This is a genomic window from Burkholderia sp. AW49-1 (genome assembly GCF_053427845.1).
Map to the genome: position 1 here is coordinate 1 of NZ_JBSAXF010000044.1, position 16,856 is coordinate 16,856.

General features: G+C 65.8%; 12 protein-coding genes and 1 tRNA gene. 8 read left to right on the forward strand and 5 right to left on the reverse strand.

Features of this window, described 5'->3' with window-relative positions; genetic code table 11:
• Positions 1–161 precede the first annotated feature (161 nt).
• Entirely contained in the window at positions 162–3,023 is a 2,862-nt protein-coding gene (locus tag ACV22W_RS31590) for a DUF927 domain-containing protein (RefSeq protein ID WP_448023362.1), read from the forward strand.
• Positions 3,024–3,790: 767 nt separating this feature from the next.
• Positions 3,791–4,138 (forward strand): hypothetical protein, encoded by a 348-nt coding sequence (locus ACV22W_RS31595; protein WP_448023364.1) that lies wholly within the window; start codon positions 3,791–3,793, stop codon positions 4,136–4,138.
• Between the two features lie 102 nt (positions 4,139–4,240).
• Here the strand turns inward: ACV22W_RS31595 and ACV22W_RS31600 are convergent, their stop codons facing one another.
• From ACV22W_RS31600 to ACV22W_RS31610, 3 genes are all read right to left on the reverse strand, one after another.
• The gene (locus tag ACV22W_RS31600) at positions 4,241–5,455 is read right to left on the reverse strand and encodes a tyrosine-type recombinase/integrase (RefSeq protein WP_448023366.1); all 1,215 of its coding nucleotides are present in this window, start codon (positions 5,453–5,455) and stop codon (positions 4,241–4,243) included.
• 163 nt (positions 5,456–5,618) lie between these two features.
• Positions 5,619–5,693: transfer RNA gene (locus ACV22W_RS31605), tRNA-Arg, on the reverse strand.
• A gap of 145 nt (positions 5,694–5,838) precedes the next feature.
• Complete coding sequence (locus tag ACV22W_RS31610; protein WP_006478164.1) at positions 5,839–6,021, reverse strand: rubredoxin; 183 nt, start codon at positions 6,019–6,021, stop codon at positions 5,839–5,841.
• Between the two features lie 197 nt (positions 6,022–6,218).
• Here ACV22W_RS31610 and ACV22W_RS31615 point away from each other — a divergent pair, with 197 nt between their 5' ends.
• The 5 genes from ACV22W_RS31615 to ACV22W_RS31635 all read left to right on the forward strand — a co-directional run bounded on the left by ACV22W_RS31615 (position 6,219) and on the right by ACV22W_RS31635 (position 14,097).
• A complete protein-coding gene (locus ACV22W_RS31615) occupies positions 6,219–6,623 on the forward strand; it encodes a DUF4399 domain-containing protein (RefSeq protein ID WP_448023367.1) in 405 nt (134 codons plus the stop codon).
• Positions 6,624–6,852: 229 nt separating this feature from the next.
• Entirely contained in the window at positions 6,853–8,802 is a 1,950-nt protein-coding gene (locus ACV22W_RS31620; RefSeq protein WP_448023368.1) for an ATP-binding cassette domain-containing protein, read from the forward strand.
• Between the two features lie 223 nt (positions 8,803–9,025).
• Positions 9,026–11,008 carry a DNA topoisomerase IV subunit B gene (locus ACV22W_RS31625; RefSeq protein WP_059527399.1) on the forward strand — a complete coding sequence of 661 codons (1,983 nt, stop codon included), beginning with the start codon at positions 9,026–9,028 and terminating at the stop codon, positions 11,006–11,008.
• 62 nt (positions 11,009–11,070) lie between these two features.
• The gene (gene parC, locus ACV22W_RS31630) at positions 11,071–13,392 is read left to right on the forward strand and encodes a DNA topoisomerase IV subunit A (protein WP_448023370.1); all 2,322 of its coding nucleotides are present in this window, start codon (positions 11,071–11,073) and stop codon (positions 13,390–13,392) included.
• 246 nt (positions 13,393–13,638) lie between these two features.
• A complete protein-coding gene (locus ACV22W_RS31635; protein WP_448023371.1) occupies positions 13,639–14,097 on the forward strand; it encodes a CopD family protein in 459 nt (152 codons plus the stop codon).
• Between the two features lie 62 nt (positions 14,098–14,159).
• On the opposite strand, the gene ACV22W_RS31640 is transcribed toward ACV22W_RS31635, so the two are convergent.
• Entirely contained in the window at positions 14,160–15,044 is an 885-nt protein-coding gene (locus tag ACV22W_RS31640) for a LysR family transcriptional regulator (RefSeq protein ID WP_059914503.1), read from the reverse strand.
• A gap of 112 nt (positions 15,045–15,156) precedes the next feature.
• Here ACV22W_RS31640 and ACV22W_RS31645 point away from each other — a divergent pair, with 112 nt between their 5' ends.
• Entirely contained in the window at positions 15,157–15,603 is a 447-nt protein-coding gene (locus tag ACV22W_RS31645) for a multidrug/biocide efflux PACE transporter (RefSeq protein ID WP_059527391.1), read from the forward strand.
• A 36-nt stretch (positions 15,604–15,639) separates the two neighbouring features.
• On the opposite strand, the gene ACV22W_RS31650 is transcribed toward ACV22W_RS31645, so the two are convergent.
• Entirely contained in the window at positions 15,640–16,854 is a 1,215-nt protein-coding gene (locus ACV22W_RS31650; RefSeq protein WP_448023373.1) for a chromate transporter, read from the reverse strand.
• Positions 16,855–16,856 lie beyond the last annotated feature (2 nt).

Consider the following 16,856-nt stretch of genomic DNA (forward strand, 5'->3'; position numbering starts at 1 on the left):
TGCGGTTCTGTCGGTGCCTCGCGCGGCCGGCTGACGCTGCGCCGCTAGGCATAGTCGCATCATTCAATTCTTCGCGCGTCGGGTAGCTGCTTGCCCGATATGGACTACTAATCGGAAGCCGACCGACGCGCGTCCAGTGGGAACCTATGAGTAACGCACCCATGTCCGAATTCGAGCGGGCGAGAGTCGCGCTCGGCTATGTTCCGCCCGACGACCGCGACACGTGGAGTCAGGTGGGGATGGCGCTTAAGGCCGAGTTTGGCGAGGAGGGCTTCACCCTCTGGAACGAATGGAGCCAAGGCGCGCAGAACTACAACGGTAAGGACGCGCGCGATGTGTGGAAGTCGTTCAAGGGCGGCAAGATCACCATCAACACGCTGTTTCACCTCGCCAAGCTGGGCGGCTTCGATCCGCGTGCGCATCGGGCGAAGCCGGTCGATCCAGCGGAGCGCGAGCGGCAGAAAGCCGAGCGCGCGGCACGTGAAGCGGCCGAGCTGGCCGACCTGACCGGGAAACAGCAAGCCGCGTCGGCGCTCGCTGAATCGATCTGGTCGGCGGCCGAGCCCGCGCCGGCCGATCACCCGTATCTCGTTCGCAAGCGCATCCCGGTCGACGCGCTGCGCGTCTATCGCGGCGGCTTGTGCATCGGCACGGCCGCATGCGACGGCGCCCTCGTCATCCCGGCCCGTGACGCGGAAGGCAAGCTGTGGACGCTGGAATTCATCCTCACGGACGGCCAGAAACGCTATCTGCCGAACGGCCGCAAGGCGGGCTGCTTCTCGTTGATCGGCGGCCCGCTATCTTCCGCGCCGTCCACGCTGCTGATTGGCGAGGGTTACGCGACGTGCGCGACGCTCGCGACCGCGACCGGCTATTCGGCCGCCGTCGCGTTCGACGCCGGCAACCTGCACGCCGTGGCGACGGCGCTGCGCGGCCAGTATCCGGACGCCCGCATCGTCGTGTGCGCCGACGACGACCACACGACGAAGGGCAATCCGGGCGTGACGAAGGCCCACGCGGCGGCCGAGGCTGTTGCCGGCATCGTCGCCGTGCCCGACTTCGGTCCGAACCGTCCGGCGGGCGGCACTGACTTCAACGACCTGGCTGCGCACGTCGGCCCGGATGCGGTGGCCGCCGCCGTGCGCGCTGCGCTCGCGCCGGCCGGCTCGGCTGACGCTGGCAGGGGCAAGGTTGCTCCAGCAGCCGCGAAGCCCTCCAAGCGCCCGAAAACAGCCCGTGCGCAGGACGGCAAGTCGCGGTTCGTCGTCGACGACAAGGGCGTGTGGTTTCACGGCTTCAACAATCAGGGTGATCCGCTGCCGCCGCATTGGGTCAGCACGCGGATCGACGTGATCGCGGAGACCCGAAACGAGATGAATAGCGAGTGGGGCTACCTGCTCGAATTCACTGACCGCGACGGCATCCTGAAACGGTGGGCGGTGCCGGCCGGCTTGTTTGCCGGCGACGGCACGGAGCTGCGCCGCATGCTGCTCGACATGGGCGTGAAGCTCGGCGTGACGCAGATCGCCCGCACGCAGATCGCGAACTATGTGCAGATGGCGCAGCCGGACGAGCGCGTGCGCTGCGTACCGCGCGTTGGCTGGCATCACGGCGCGTTCGTGCTGCCCGATCGCGTGATCGGCACCGGCAAAGAGGCGTTGATCTATCAGGCCGACATGCCGATCCAGAGTCAGTTCAAGGAGCGCGGCACGCTGGACGACTGGCAACGCGAGGTCGCCGCCTACTGCGTCGGCAATAGCCGGCTGCTGTTCTGCATCGCTACCGCCTTCGCTGGTCCGCTGCTGCACTTCTCCGGGCTTCAGTCGGGCGGGTTTCACCTGCTCGGCACGACGTCCAAGGGCAAGTCGACGGGCGGCGTCATCGCCGCGTCCGTGTTCGGCTCGCCGGACTACGTGCGGAGCTGGAAGGCGACCGACAACGCGCTCGAAGCCGTGGCCACGCAGCATAGCGACGCGCTGCTGATCCTCGATGAAATCGGGCAGGTCGAGCCGCGTCTGGTCGGCGATGTGATCTACATGCTCGCGAACGAGTCGGGCAAGGCCCGCGCGTCGCGTAGCGGCTCGGCGAAGCCGGTTCTCACGTGGCGGCTGCTGTTCCTGTCGAACGGCGAAAAGAGCGTGTCCGCGCTGATGGCCGAGGGCAACAAACCCATGAAAGGCGGTATCGAGGTGCGCTTGCCAGCGATCCCGGCCGAGGTCGGCGAAATGGGTGTCGTGGAGAAGCTGCACGGATTCTCGACGCCGGCCGCGTTGATCGAGCATCTTGAGCGGCACGCCGGCCGGCATTACGGCACGGCTGGCCCGGCGTTTATCGAGTGGGCATCGTCGCAGGCCGATGAGCTGGCTGAGCATCTGCGCGTGCGCGTCGACGAGCTGGTCGGGCAATGGGTGCCGGACGGCTCGCATTCGCAGGTCGCACGCGTCGCCAAACGGTTCTGCCTTGTCGCGGTGGCCGGCGAGCTGGCCACCGCGCACGGGCTGACCGGCTGGCCGCAGGGCGAATCGGTCGAGGCCGCACGTCGCTGCTTCGAAGGCTGGCTTGAACTGCGCGGCGGCACGGGTAATTCGGACGAAGCGGATGCGGTGCGACAGGTGCTGCACTTCCTCGTCGCACACGGCGACAACCGTTTCGTGTGGATGAACCGGGCGCAGGACGACCATCGGCCGAACGCGCCGCATCGTGCGGGCTGGAAACGACTTGTGAAACAGGATAAGAGCAGCATCGCGATTGAGTCGGATCAAGCCTATTACGCGGAGTTCGGCGACAAGATGAGCGCCGAAGATGCGGAGTGTGTCGAGACGGAATATCTGATCGAGTCGACCGTGTTCCGTAAGGACGTGTGCGCCGGCTTCGATCACAAGATGGTCGCGAACGCCCTGATAAAGCGCGGTGTGCTGAGGCCCCGCACCGACGGCTATCCGTACCGGCGTGAGCACATTCCGGGACATGGCCCGGCCATGGTCTACCGTGTGCTGCCGTCGATCTTCACGCTCGAACTGTGAAAGACGCCGCCGCCGTCCGGGAGGGCGGTGGCGGGGATTCCTTTGCGCGGCATTTTTGCTCCGTACCTCAAAGTTACTTTGAGCGATCCGCTCCAGATGGAACCGGGCGGGCGGTTGCCTCGACTCTTGCTGAGGATGTAACAATCCAGCCCGGTTTATCTCCAGTATCTCCAGCACTCTCCAAATCGTTTGGAGACACGAAAAGCCTTACCCCATAAGGCTTTGCGGCCGATTCGGGCGTTTATCTCCAACTCTCCAACTCATTTTGCAGTGAGCGGACACGCGTCGATCGTCTGGGTCGACCGGGAAGCTAGGCGGGTCATGGCTCTCCGGGATTTAAGGGGCGTCGAAACCGTGTTTTTGAGGGGGGTGTCCGCGACGCGCCCCGATCGGACATTGTTACGCTGGCCGCAAGTGTCGAGGGCGAGCAAGGGACCCTGTAGCAGGGTCAATATGCGGGGGCTCACACCCGCGTCTTTTCTCTACTGACGGCAAACATAGGGGGGGCACATAATAATAAGGGGCCAAATCATCGGCTTACCCTACGCCTAGGCCGTTTCCGTTTTGCTGGTGGGGGACGCACGTAAGGGGGGCATACCCATGTCGCGTAGACAGAACGTCGCCTATCCACTGACGTGACGGAATCTCGATATCATCCCGCTAGAGAAATCGGACTCGAATTCCGGAGAATCCGCGAGCCGCCGGAGCTATGGCCGCCTGCTTCGGCGAGAACCCGCTGAGGCTTCGCTTAGCGAGCTAACGACACTATGAACAAATCACAAGATATCGAGAACGCGGACTCTGGGCCGTCATCAGGTGCGATCAAGCTCGCAATCGCGACCTTCATCGGGCTGTGGCTTCCGTGGATAGGCTTTGCATACTGGTATGTCGAGGTCGGTGGATTTCATAGCGGAATCTTTGCAGCCGGCACGATGAGCTTCCTTGTATTCACCGCTGCTACGTGGGTCGCGACACCCCTGTTTACGTTGATCTATGTGGTGTATGCGAAGCGCTCAGAGCTTCGCAAGACATACGACCAAGTCATGTTCGCCATTCAGTGTTTGATTCTTCTTGGAATGTGGGCGGCTGTGATAGCCCCATTCGCCGACCACTAGATCGGAACGTACGGGGCTACGGCTAACGCTGCGATTGAGAGAGGCCCACGGTCCTCGCTGCGGGAGGGTATGCCGACAAGAGGGAGTGGGCGACACGACTCGTTAGCGCGCTGACGCGATATGAACGATCTCCGCTCCCGCCTTCAGGCGATCAAGATGGTCGCCCCACACCTGCATCATTCGCCTGCGTTCCGGCAGGTATTCAGCGTGGACGTAAGCCGCCGTCACTTGATTGCGTTCGGCGTGTGCCATCTGGCGCTCTACAACGTCGCGGCCGAACCCCAGTTCGCGCAGAGCTGTAGCTGCCAGCCCGCGAAACCCGTGCCCCGTCATTCGTGATTTGTAGCCCATGCGATAGAGCGCATAGAGCATGGTGTTGTTCGAAATGTGGCTACGGCCTTGCACACTGTAGAACACGAATCGATGCTGGCCGTTGAGCGCGCGGAGCTGGGTGATCACGTCGAGTGCTTGCCGCGATAGCGGAACGATGTGCGGATCGCGCATCTTCATACGCTCCGGCGGCACGCGCCATTCTGCGGCGGCTTCGTCAAACTCAGACCATTCCGCACGGATCATTTCCGTTGTCCGCACGAAGGTCAGCGCCATCAGGCGGAGCGCGAGCCGGGTAACTAGGTCGCCTTGGTAGGCGTCAATGTCGCGCATGAGCTGCGGGATCTCCGTCGCCTTGACGCGGGCCATGTGCTGTACGCCCGGACCTTTCTTCAACACCGTCTGCGCGTCGATGTCGGCAGCCGGATTCCTGGAGCATCGCCCGGTCATGATCCCGTACTGGAAGACCGCGCGAGAGCGCTGGAGAATCCGCTTTGCTGTCTCGCGCACCCCGCGCGCTTCAACCTCGCGAACGATCGCGAGCATCTGCGGCGAGTCGATCTCCGCGATCGGGCGAGGGCCGATCTTCGGAAACACGTCGACCTCAAGCGAATTCAGTACCTTCTCTGCGTAGCCGTCGCTCCAGCCCGGGCGCTGAGAGTCGAACCACTCGCGGGCTACCGCTTCGAATGAGTTGGCCGCCGCGATCTCGGCGGCCCGTCTCGCTTCCTTCTTCGCTTCGCCCGGATCGACGCCGGCCGCGATCTGCTCGCGTGCCTCGTCGCGCTTCTTCCTTGCCGTCGCGAGCGTGATGGCCGGATACACGCCGAGGGCGAGCGTCTTCTGCTTGCCAAGGAAGCGGTAGGACAAGCGCCAGTACTTCGCGCCGTTCGGTTGGACGAGCAAGAACATCCCGTTGCCGTCCGTGAGTTTGTACGGTGCGGCGCTGGCCTTTGCGTTCCGTACCTGTATGTCAGTGAGAGGCATTGTTGGTATCTGTGTTGTTGGTACCTGCTGATACCAACAAAAATACCAACACTTTCTCCGGCTGTCACTGAGCAACGTTGGGTAACGATGGGCGTGAGAAGGCCGCCAGACGGGCTTGAGCGGGGAGTTTCTTGTGAATCTTGGGGGAGGTTTGGGGCTTGGCTGGTCCCCCCGACAGGAATCGAACCTGTATCTAGCGCTTAGGAGGCGCTTGTTCTATCCATTGAACTACGGGGAGAGCCATGTCCGCAGTTTCACGCGCAGAAGACGCGAACGGGACGGCGATGTGGACAGCGCGCAGAGTATAGCAAACGCGCGGCGCATCGGCGGACGGAATGCGTGCCGATGCGCACCGCGCGCCCGATCGTGTCCGGAAGCCCGAATCAGAAGTCGACGACGACGAAATCTTCCTTGCCCACGTCGCACAGCGGGCAGCGCCAGTCGGCGGGAATGTCGGCGAAACGGGTGCCGGCGGGGATGCCCTCGTCGGGCAAGCCTTCCGCTTCGTTGTACACCCACCCGCAAATCAGGCAGACCCAGCTCTGGTATTCGGTTACTTCGCTCATGTGGTGCTTGGAATGATGAAAATCTGTGATGCCGTCCGCGGTGTGGCCGGCGGACGAAAGGCGCAATGGTACCGGAATTTCGCCGAACGCCTCCGCAACGTCGTTTTAAACGTGCGCATCGCGAACAATGGACGTCGTCGCGCAGGCCGGGCACGCAGTGTATGCTTCGTGAGCCTTTCAATCTGGAGGAGGAAACGATGCTCAACAAGAAGTGGATCGCGGGTGCGGTATGTGTCGCGGCGCTGGCCGTGTCGACGCTCGCGCGCGCCGAGGCGCGCGTGTTTTTCGTCGAGCCGAAGGATGGCGCGACGGTGTCGAGCCCCGTGCACGTGAAGTTCGGCCTCGAAGGCATGGGGCTCAAGCCGGCCGGCGACATGACGCCGGACACGGGCCACCATCACCTGCTGATCGACGGCAAGCCGGTGCCGAAGGGCGACGTGATCCCCGCGACGGACCACTCGCTGCACTTCGGCAAGGGCCAGACCGAAACCGACGTGAAGCTGCCGCCCGGCCAGCACACGCTGACGCTGCAGCTCGGCGACGGCGCGCACCGCTCGTACGGTCCCGAGCTGAGCTCGACGATCTCGGTCAACGTGCAGTAATCGCAACCGCCGCATGCGGGCACCCGGCCGGGAAGCTGCGGCCGGATGCCCGCCGCGGGGGCCGAGCAACATCGCCGCGTCGCATGCCGGCCCCGTCCGCCGGGCGCGCCGTCATGCCGCCGCGGCACGAAATGAACCGCGCACCGGCCTAGTCCGTCCGGCCATCCCGGCGCAGGCGTCCGCCACCGGTACAATGGGCGCTTCCGATTTCTCTCTTCGCCGTCTCCCCATGTCGCTTTATTCCATTACCGGTGCGCAACTCGCGTTCGGTCACGTCGCGTTGCTCGATCACGCGGATTTCTCGCTGGAGGCCGGCGAGCGCGTCGGCCTGATCGGTCGCAACGGCGCGGGCAAGTCGTCGCTGCTGAAGATCGTCGCCGGGCTGGCGAAGCCCGACGACGGGCTGATCACGCGCCAGCAGGAGCTCGTGACCGTCTACGTGCCGCAGGAGCCCGAGTTCGAGCCGGGCGCGACCGTGTTCGATGCCGTCGCGTCGGGGCTCACGCACACGCGCGAAGTGCTCGAAGAATACGATTCGATCGCACACCGCCTCGCGGAGACGCCCGAAGGCGCCGAGCACGACGCGTTGCTCGCGCGGATGAACGCGCTGCAGTCGTCGCTCGATGCCCACGATGCATGGAACTGGCGTACGCGCGTGTCGATGACGCTCGCGCAGATCGGCCTGACGGACGGCGACGCGCAGGTCGACGCGCTGTCGGGCGGGATGCAGAAGCGTGTCGCACTGGCGCGCGCGCTCGTGCTCCAGCCCGACGTGCTGCTGCTCGACGAACCGACCAACCACCTCGACTTCGACGGCATCCGCTGGCTGGAAGAACTGCTCGTCGCGCAGCGCGCGGGCCTGCTGTTCATCACCCACGATCGCGCGTTCCTCGATCGCGTCGCGACGCGCATCGTCGAGCTCGATCGCGGCCGGCTGCTGTCGTATCCGGGCAATTTCTCCGCGTATCAGATGCGCAAGGCGCAGCAGCTCGAAGTCGAGCGCGTGGAAAACGAGAAGTTCGACAAGCTGCTTGCGCAGGAAGAAGTATGGATCCGCAAGGGTGTCGAGGCGCGCCGCACGCGCAGCGTCGGCCGCATCGCGCGGCTCGTGCAGATGCGCAACGAGCGCGCGGAGCGCCGCAATTCGCAGGGCAACGTGAAGCTCGACGTCGCGCAGGGCGAGAAGTCGGGCAAGATCGTCGCGGAGTTGACGGACGTGACGAAGCGCTACGGCGATCGCACGGTCGTCGACACCTTCTCGACGACGGTCATGCGCGGCGACAAGATCGGTTTCGTCGGCCCGAACGGCGCCGGCAAGACCACGCTGCTCAAGCTGATCCTCGGCGAACTGAAGCCCGACGCGGGCACGGTGCGCACCGGCACGAACCTGCAGGTCGCCTATTTCGACCAGATGCGCGCGCAGCTCGACCAGGAAAAGAGCCTGGCCGACACGATCAGCCCCGGTAGCGAATGGGTCGAGATCGGCGGCGTGCGCAAGCACGTGATGAGCTATCTCGGCGACTTCCTGTTCGCGCCGGAGCGCGCACGCTCGCCGGTGAAGTCGCTGTCGGGCGGCGAGCGCAACCGGCTGCTGCTCGCGCGCCTGTTCGCGCGGCCGGCCAACGTGCTGGTGCTCGACGAGCCGACCAACGACCTCGACATCCCGACGCTCGAACTGCTCGAAGAGCTGCTGGCCGACTACGACGGCACGGTGCTGCTCGTCAGCCACGATCGCGCGTTCCTCGACAACGTCGTCACGTCGGTGATCGCGGCCGAGGGCGACGGCAAGTGGCGCGAATACGTCGGCGGCTTCACCGACTGGCAGATCCAGAGCGAGCGTTCGCAGCAACTCGCGCAGCAGGAGGCGGCGAAGCGCGCGGTGAAGGAAGCGGCGCCGGTCAAGGAAGACGCGGCGAAAAGCGCGGCCGGCCGCAACGCACAGCGCACGGTGAAGCTGTCGTTCAACGAGCAGCGCGAACTCGATGCGCTGCCGGAGAAGATCGCGGCGCTCGAGGAAGAACAGAAGACGATCAACGCGCAGCTCGAGGACGGTTCGATCTTCGCGAAGGATCCGCAGGAAGGCACGCGCCTGACCGAACGGTTCGCGGCGATCGACGACGAGCTCCTCGCCGCGCTCGAGCGGTGGGAGACGCTCGAGGCAAAGCGCAAGCCGGTCTGACGCCCCGTGCGCCGTGTGAGTGAACTTGCGACGGCGCGCCACGCGGAACCAGTAGAATACCGCGCGTCCCGGGCCGCGCAGCGAACGCCGCGCGCCCGCTTTCGGAGCAGTCCAAGCACACCGTTGTTTCGATTCGCTTTTTTACGGAACTCAACGTTTTGTCCACGACGTTATCCACACGAGGTGTGGACAACGTCCCGATGAATGACGAAATTCAGCGCCTATGTCAACGAAGAAGCCCAGCGCGGCCTATAGCGAAGCATCGATCAAGGTGCTCAAGGGTCTCGAGCCGGTCAAGCAGCGGCCCGGCATGTACACCCGTACCGAAAATCCGCTGCACATCATTCAGGAAGTCATCGACAACGCGTCCGACGAGGCGCTCGGCGGCTACGGCAAGCAGATCACGGTCACGCTGCATGCCGACCAGTCGGTGTCGGTCGAGGACGACGGTCGCGGCATCCCGTTCGGGATGCACCCCGAAGAGGGCGTGCCGGTCGTCGAGATCGTGTTCACGCGCCTGCACGCGGGCGGCAAGTTCGACAAGGCCGCGGGCGGCGCGTACACGTTCTCGGGTGGCCTGCACGGCGTCGGCGTGTCGGTGACGAACGCGCTCGCGACGCGTCTCGACGTGACGGTCTGGCGCGACGGCAAGATCGCCGAGCTCGGCTTTGCCGAAGGCGACGTCGTGAAGCCGCTCGCGACGCAAGGCGCGGGCCGCGGCGAGAAGAAGTCCGGCACGCGCGTGCAGGTCTGGCCGAATCCGAAGTATTTCGATTCGCCGAACCTGCCGCTCGGCGAGCTGCAGCGTCTGCTGCGCTCGAAGGCCGTGCTGCTGCCGGGCGTCGAGGTCGTGCTCGTCAACGAGAAGACCGGCGAGCGCCAGGCGTGGAAGTACGAGGACGGCCTGCGCGGCTACCTGCTCGACGAGATGAACGGCAGCGAGCTGCTGATTCCGCTGTTCGAAGGCGAGCGCTTCGCCGATGCGCGTTCGACCGACGAAACCTTTGCCGAAGGGGAAGGCGCGTCGTGGGTCGTCGCATGGAGCGAGGAAGGATCGCTCGTGCGCGAGTCGTACGTGAACCTGATCCCGACGCCGGCCGGCGGCACGCACGAGTCGGGCCTGCGCGACGGTCTCTACCAGGCGGTCAAGAGCTTCGTCGAACTGCACAACCTGCAGCCGAAGGGCGTGAAGCTGCTCGCGGAAGACGTGTTCGCGCGCGTGTCGTTCGTGCTGTCCGCGAAGGTGCTCGATCCGCAGTTCCAAGGGCAGATCAAGGAGCGCCTGAACAGCCGCGACGCGGTGAAGCTCGTATCGTCGTTCTCGCGTCCGGCGCTCGAACTGTGGCTGAACCAGCACGTCGAGCACGGCAAGAAGCTCGCCGAGCTGGTGATCAAGCAGGCGCAGGCGCGCACGCGCGCCGGCCAGAAGGTCGAGAAGCGCAAGAGCTCGGGCGTCGCGGTGCTGCCCGGCAAGCTGACCGACTGCGAGACGGAAGATATCGCGCGCAACGAACTGTTCCTCGTCGAGGGCGACTCGGCGGGCGGTTCCGCGAAGATGGGCCGCGACAAGGAATACCAGGCGATCCTGCCGCTGCGCGGCAAGGTGCTGAACACATGGGAAACCGAGCGTGACCGCCTGTTCGCGAACAACGAGGTGCACGACATCTCGGTCGCGATCGGCGTCGATCCGCACAGCCCGGACGACACCGTCGACCTGTCGAACCTGCGCTACGGCAAGATCTGCATCCTGTCGGACGCGGACGTCGACGGCTCGCACATCCAGGTGCTGCTGCTCACGCTGTTCTTCAAGCATTTCCCGCAGCTGATCGAGCGCGGTCACGTGCATGTCGCGCGGCCGCCGCTGTTTCGCGTCGATGCGCCCGCGCGCGGCAAGAAGCCCGCGCAGAAGCTCTATGCGCTCGACGAAGGCGAACTCGAGGCGACGCTCGACAAGCTGCGCAAGGACGGCGTGCGCGAAACGCAGTGGAGCATCAGCCGCTTCAAGGGTCTCGGCGAAATGAGCGCGGAGCAGTTGTGGGACACGACGATGAACCCCGACACGCGCCGCCTGATGCCGGTGAAGCTCGGCGAACTCGACTACGAGGCGACCGTCGCGCGGATGACCATGCTGATGGGCAAGGGCGAGGCAGCCGCGCGACGCGGCTGGCTCGAGGAAAAGGGCAACGACGTCGAAGCGGACATCTAAACCCGCGCGGCCGGGCATGACGCCCGGCACGGCCTCACGCCACTTACGAATACGGAATTCAGATGGACGACAATACTTCCGATCTCTTCGCCGGATCCGACGCTCCGGACGCCGACGCGCTGACGCTCGGCAACTACGCGGAGCAGGCGTACCTCAGCTACGCGGTCAGCGTCGTGAAGAGCCGCGCGCTGCCCGATGTGTGCGACGGCCAGAAGCCGGTGCAGCGCCGGATCCTGTTCGCGATGAACGAAATGGGCCTCGGCCCGGACGCGAAGCCGGTGAAGTCGGCGCGCGTGGTCGGCGACGTGCTCGGTAAATACCACCCGCATGGCGACCAGTCGGCATACGACGCGCTCGTGCGTCTCGCGCAGGATTTCTCGCTGCGCTACCCGCTGATCGACGGGCAGGGCAACTTCGGCTCGCGCGACGGCGACGGCGCGGCGGCGATGCGATACACCGAAGCTCGGCTCACGCCGATCTCGAAGCTGCTGCTCGACGAGATCGATCAGGGCACGGTCGACTTCATGCCGAACTACGACGGCTCGTTCGAGGAACCGAAGACGCTGCCGAGCCGCATGCCGTTCGTGCTGCTGAACGGCGCGTCGGGCATCGCGGTCGGTCTCGCGACCGAGATTCCGTCGCACAACCTGCGCGAGGTCGCGGCGGCGGCGGTCGCGTTGATCCGCAATCCGAAGCTCACGCACGCGGAGCTGATGAACCTGATCCCCGGGCCGGACTTCCCGGGCGGCGGCCAGATCATCTCGAGCGACACCGAGATCGCGGCGGCCTATGAAAGCGGCCGCGGCAGCCTGAAGGTGCGCGCGCGCTGGAAGATCGAGGATCTCGCGCGCGGCCAGTGGCAGCTGGTCGTCACCGAGCTGCCGCCGAACACGTCGGGCCAGAAGGTGCTCGAGGAAATCGAGGAACTCACCAACCCGAAGCTCAAGCTCGGCAAGAAGACGCTCACGCCAGAGCAGCTCAATACCAAGAAGGCGATGCTCGACCTGCTCGACGCGGTGCGCGACGAGTCGGGCAAGGAAGCGGCGGTGCGGCTCGTGTTCGAGCCGAAGTCGCGCACGATCGACCAGACGGAATTCGTGAACACGCTGCTCGCGTACACGAGCCTCGAGTCGAACGCGACACTGAACCTCGTGATGATCGGCGCCGACGGCCGGCCGGGCCAGAAGGGGCTGCTGACGATCCTCGACGAATGGGTGAAGTTCCGCCAGCTGACGATGACGCGCCGCTGCCGCCATCGTCTCGCGAAGGTCGACGACCGCATCCACATCCTCGAAGGGCGGATGATCGTCTTCCTGAACATCGACGAGGTGATCCGCATCATCCGCGAGTCGGACGAGCCGAAGGCCGCGCTGATGAGCGCGTTCGGTCTCAGCGACCGCCAGGCCGAAGACATCCTCGAAATCCGCCTGCGTCAGCTCGCGCGGCTCGAGAAGATCAAGATCGAGAAGGAACTCGAGGCGCTGCGTGACGAGAAGGCGAAGCTCGAGGAATTGCTCGCGAACGAAAGCGCGATGAAGCGGCTGATGATCAAGGAGATCGAGGCCGATGCGAAGCAGTACGGCGACGATCGCCGCACGCTGATCCAGCAGGAAAAGCGCGCGACGTTCGAGGCGAAGGTCGTCGACGAGCCGGTGACGGTCGTCGTGTCGCAGAAGGGCTGGGTGCGTGCGCTGAAGGGCCACGGGCTCGACCCGGCCGGCTTCTCGTTCAAGGCAGGCGATCACCTGTATGCGGCGTTCCAGTGCCGCACGCCCGATCGACTGATCGCATGGGGCAGCAGCGGCCGCGTGTACTCGGTCGACGTGTCGGTGCTGCCGGGCGGGCGCGGCGACGGCGTGCCGGTGACGTCGCTGATCGAGCTCGAGTCGGGCTCGCACCTGATGCACTACTACGCGGCGCCGGCCGATCAGCAACTGCTGCTCGCGTCGAGCAACGGCTTCGGCTTCCTCGCGAAGGTCGGCGACATGGTGAGCCGCGTGAAGGCCGGCAAATCGTTCATGACCATCGATGCGGGCGCGGTGCCGCTCGCGCCGATGCCCGTGCTGCCGAACGCGACGCAGGTCGCGTGCCTGTCGAGCGGCGGCCGTCTGCTGGTGTTCGGGATGGACGAGATGAAGACGCTGTCGGGCGGTGGGCGCGGCGTGATCCTGATGGCGCTCGACGACAAGGAAACGCTCGTGCAGGCGCTCGCGATCGACCCGGCCGGCGTCGTGCTGATCGGCACCGGCCGCGGCGGCAAGGTGCAGGACGAAACGCTGTCGTACGCGGGGCTCGCGCCGCACGTCGGCAAGCGCGCACGCAAGGGCCGCGCGCCGGAGACGAAGCTCAAGGTCGTCAACGAGCTGCGTCCGCTGCTCGGCTGACGCCGAATCCGTTGGCCGGTTCGACCGGCATCGAAGGCCGCACCTCCGCTTCGGCGGGCGTGCGGCCGGTGTTTTTTGCACGGCGTATTCAGGTAAGCGCGAGTGGCGCCGTCACGCGGAACTTGCAAAATATTGTGAAATTCCGCCAGGGGTCTGAACCGAGCGGCGGCGCGCCGGTCGAACGTCGCTCGAGACCGCGTGTGACGCGGCCGTTCGTTGCACTCAACTCATACCAGGATTGCCGCCATGTCCCACGCCGTTGCCGTCGCGCTGTTTCTTCATCTGCTGGCCGTCGCCGTGTGGGTGGGCGGGATGGTCTTCGCGAACTTCTGCCTGCGCCCGGCGCTGTCAGACCTGACGCCGCAGTTGCGACTGCCGCTGATCGAGGGCGTGTTCGGCCGTTTCTTCAACTGGGTGTCGGGGGCGGTGATCGTGATCCTGCTGTCCGGCGGTTTCCTGCTCACCGCATTCGGCGGCGCGCACGCGACGTGGACGCTGCACGCGATGGCGGGGCTCGGTGTCGTGATGATGCTGATCTTCGGCCACATCCGCTTCGCGCTGTTCCCGCGCATCCGCCGCGCGGTGCAGGCGCAGAACTGGCCGGACGGCGCGCGCGCGGTGAACACGGTGCGCCTGCTCGTCGTCGTCAACCTCGTGCTCGGCGTCGTGACGATCGGCGCGGCCGTGCTGTCGCGCGGCTTCTGAGCGCGAACGCCTGACCTTGCGGCGCCGTTCGGCGCCTGCCGCCGGCGCGATGCCGCGCGCCGCTACGCGGCCAGCATCGCGTCGAGCAGCCACGCGCCGGCCGGGCCGAGCGGCCGGTTGCGTGACCACACCGCATCGACCCGCACGCGGCGAGGCCAGCCGCGCGAGCGCAGCTCGCAGAGGCGATCGCGCGCGAAGTGCTCGACCATCCAGCGCGGCAGCTCGGCCCAGCCGAACCCCAGCACCGCCATCTCCAGCAGCATCAGGTAGCTCGGCGCGAGCCAGCGCTGCGTGCCGATGACGATCCGGTCGTCGGCGCCGCGATCCTCCGGTTTCACGTACGTGTTGAGGCGCAGTTCGCGCGCGTCGCGCAGCGCCGCATGCGGCACGTCGGCATCGCCAAAGGCCGCCAGCGCGTGCGTGCGCCCGACGAACAGCCCGATCTCCGATTCCTCCGCCACCGTCGCCGCGCCGATATCGGGCGGGTAGACGGCGCGCGCGGCCATCAGGCCGAGCTGTGCGCGGCCCTGCTGGATCAGGTCGAGCACGTCCTCGTGTTCGGCAATCTGGCATTCGAGTTCCAGCGTCGGAAAGCGCCGCTCGAGCGCCATCAAGGTTTCCTCGTAACGCTTCGATTGATACGTATCGGACACGACGAGCGTCAGCCGTGCTTCCTCCCCCTGCGCGAGCCGCGCGGCGGTGCGGTCGATCGCCGCGCCGGCTTCCAGTGCGCGCTGCACCTGCGGCAGCAGCGCGCGTCCGGCATCGGTCAGCGTCGGTGTGCGCGTGGAGCGGTCGAACAGTTGCACGCCGAGATCGATCTCGAGGTTCGCGATCGCTTCGGACACCGTCGACTGGCGCTTGCCGAGCTTGCGCGCGGCGGCCGTAAACGAGCCGAGCAGCGCGGCTTCGGCGAAAGCGAGCAGGGCTTCGGGGGCGTGGCGCATGCGTGGATCTCACATCGTTGTATCGGTAAAACCGATGTTATCAAACTGGATTCGTGCCGTTTCGCCGATCAAAATGGCCGGCATGCGCTGCACAAACGAATGGGAGGGAACCATGAAACAGATGAACAAAACGGTGACGGAACGGCTCGTTCACGCGCTGACGTTCGAGCTTGTGGCGATCGCGCTGTGCGCGCCGATCGGCGCGTGGCTGCTCGACATGCCGGTGTCGCACGTCGGCGTGCTGACGGTGATGGTGTCGCTGATCGCGATGGCCTGGAACATGACGTTCAACACGCTGTTCGACCGTTTCGAGCGCCGCGCCGGCCTCACGCGCACGCTCGGGATGCGGATCGCGCACGCGGTCGTGTTCGAGCTCGGCCTCGTCGCGATGGTGGTGCCGGTGGCCGCGTGGTGGCTGAACGTGAGCCTCGTCGAGGCGCTGCTGCTCGACCTCGGCATCGTGCTGTTTTTCCTGCCGTACACGTTCTGCTTCAACCTCGCGTACGACGCGCTGCGTGCACGCTGGGTCGCGCGCCGCGTCGCGGTGCAGGCGAGCTGAGCGGCGAGCGGCCGGCGGCGGTGGGAGGGGTTGCCGTCAGTGCGCGATGGCGGCCCACAACAGCCATCCGCCGCATACGATCGCGACCGCACCGTAGACGGCGTACACGGGCACCTTGAAGCGCGCGAAGCACAGCGTCGCAAAGGCGCCCGTGAGCCAGTAGACGGGATCGGCCGGTTCGCGATGCAGGATCCTCACGACGGCGACGACGAGAAAACCCGTCGTCGCCGCACGCAGCAGGCGCATCCCGTGCTCGAAGCGTGAGTGGCGCTTGAGCCGCAGCAGATGGTTCTGCGCGAACACGACGAGACACCCCGACGGAATGAACAGCGCGGCGGTCGCGAGCAGCGCGCCGGTCCACCCGTCGGTCAGGTAGCCGAGAAACGGCACGACGTTCAGCAGCGGGCCGGGCGACACCGGCGACAGCGCGAACGCGAGCGTGAAGTCGTGATCGGAGATGCCGGTGGCCGGCGACACGAACAGCGTCTTGAGCACGGGCAGCGCGGAGAAGCCACCGCCGAAGAGCGTCATGCCGGCGCCGGCGAGCCGCGGCCACAGCAGCGTCTCCTGGTAGTCGCCGGGCAGCGGCAGCGCGAACAGTGCGACGAGCACGGCGAGCAGCACGAGCAGGTTGCGGTCGCGTTTCGACAGCGTGAAGTCGACCGCGTCGTGTTGCGGCGGCCCGGTCAGCCAGCCGGCTGCGAACGCAGCGAAGAGAATCCCGACGAAAGCGGCCGGACTATGCGCGAAAGCGAGCAGAATCGTCGATAGCGCGGCGATTGCCCGTTCGAGCCGTGTGCTCGCGAGCGTGCGCAACTGCTTGACCCACGTGACGCCGATCAGCGCGGCGAGCACCATCCCGAAGTGATTGATCAGCATTGGCGCGGCGAGCGAGCGCACGATCGGCGTGCGGTAGAAGATCGCGAACAGCGTCATCAGCACGGAGAACGGCAGCACGCTCGCGATGCCGGCGATCCATGCGCCGGTGCGGCCGTGCAGCGTCTGGCCGACCTGCACCGCGACATTGCAGCCGACGGGGCCTGGCACGAGCCATGCAAGGGCGACGAGATCGGCGAACACGTGCGGCTCGATGCGCTGCAACCGGTCGACGTAGTGGCGCTCGAGCTGCGCCATCATCGAAAGCCCGCCCCACGACACGGCGGAAATGCCGGCCACGACCTTGAACAAGGTCCATAGGGATGCCTGTGCCTGTTCGACACGTTCGGCCGCTTCGACTTCGATGGTTGTCATGA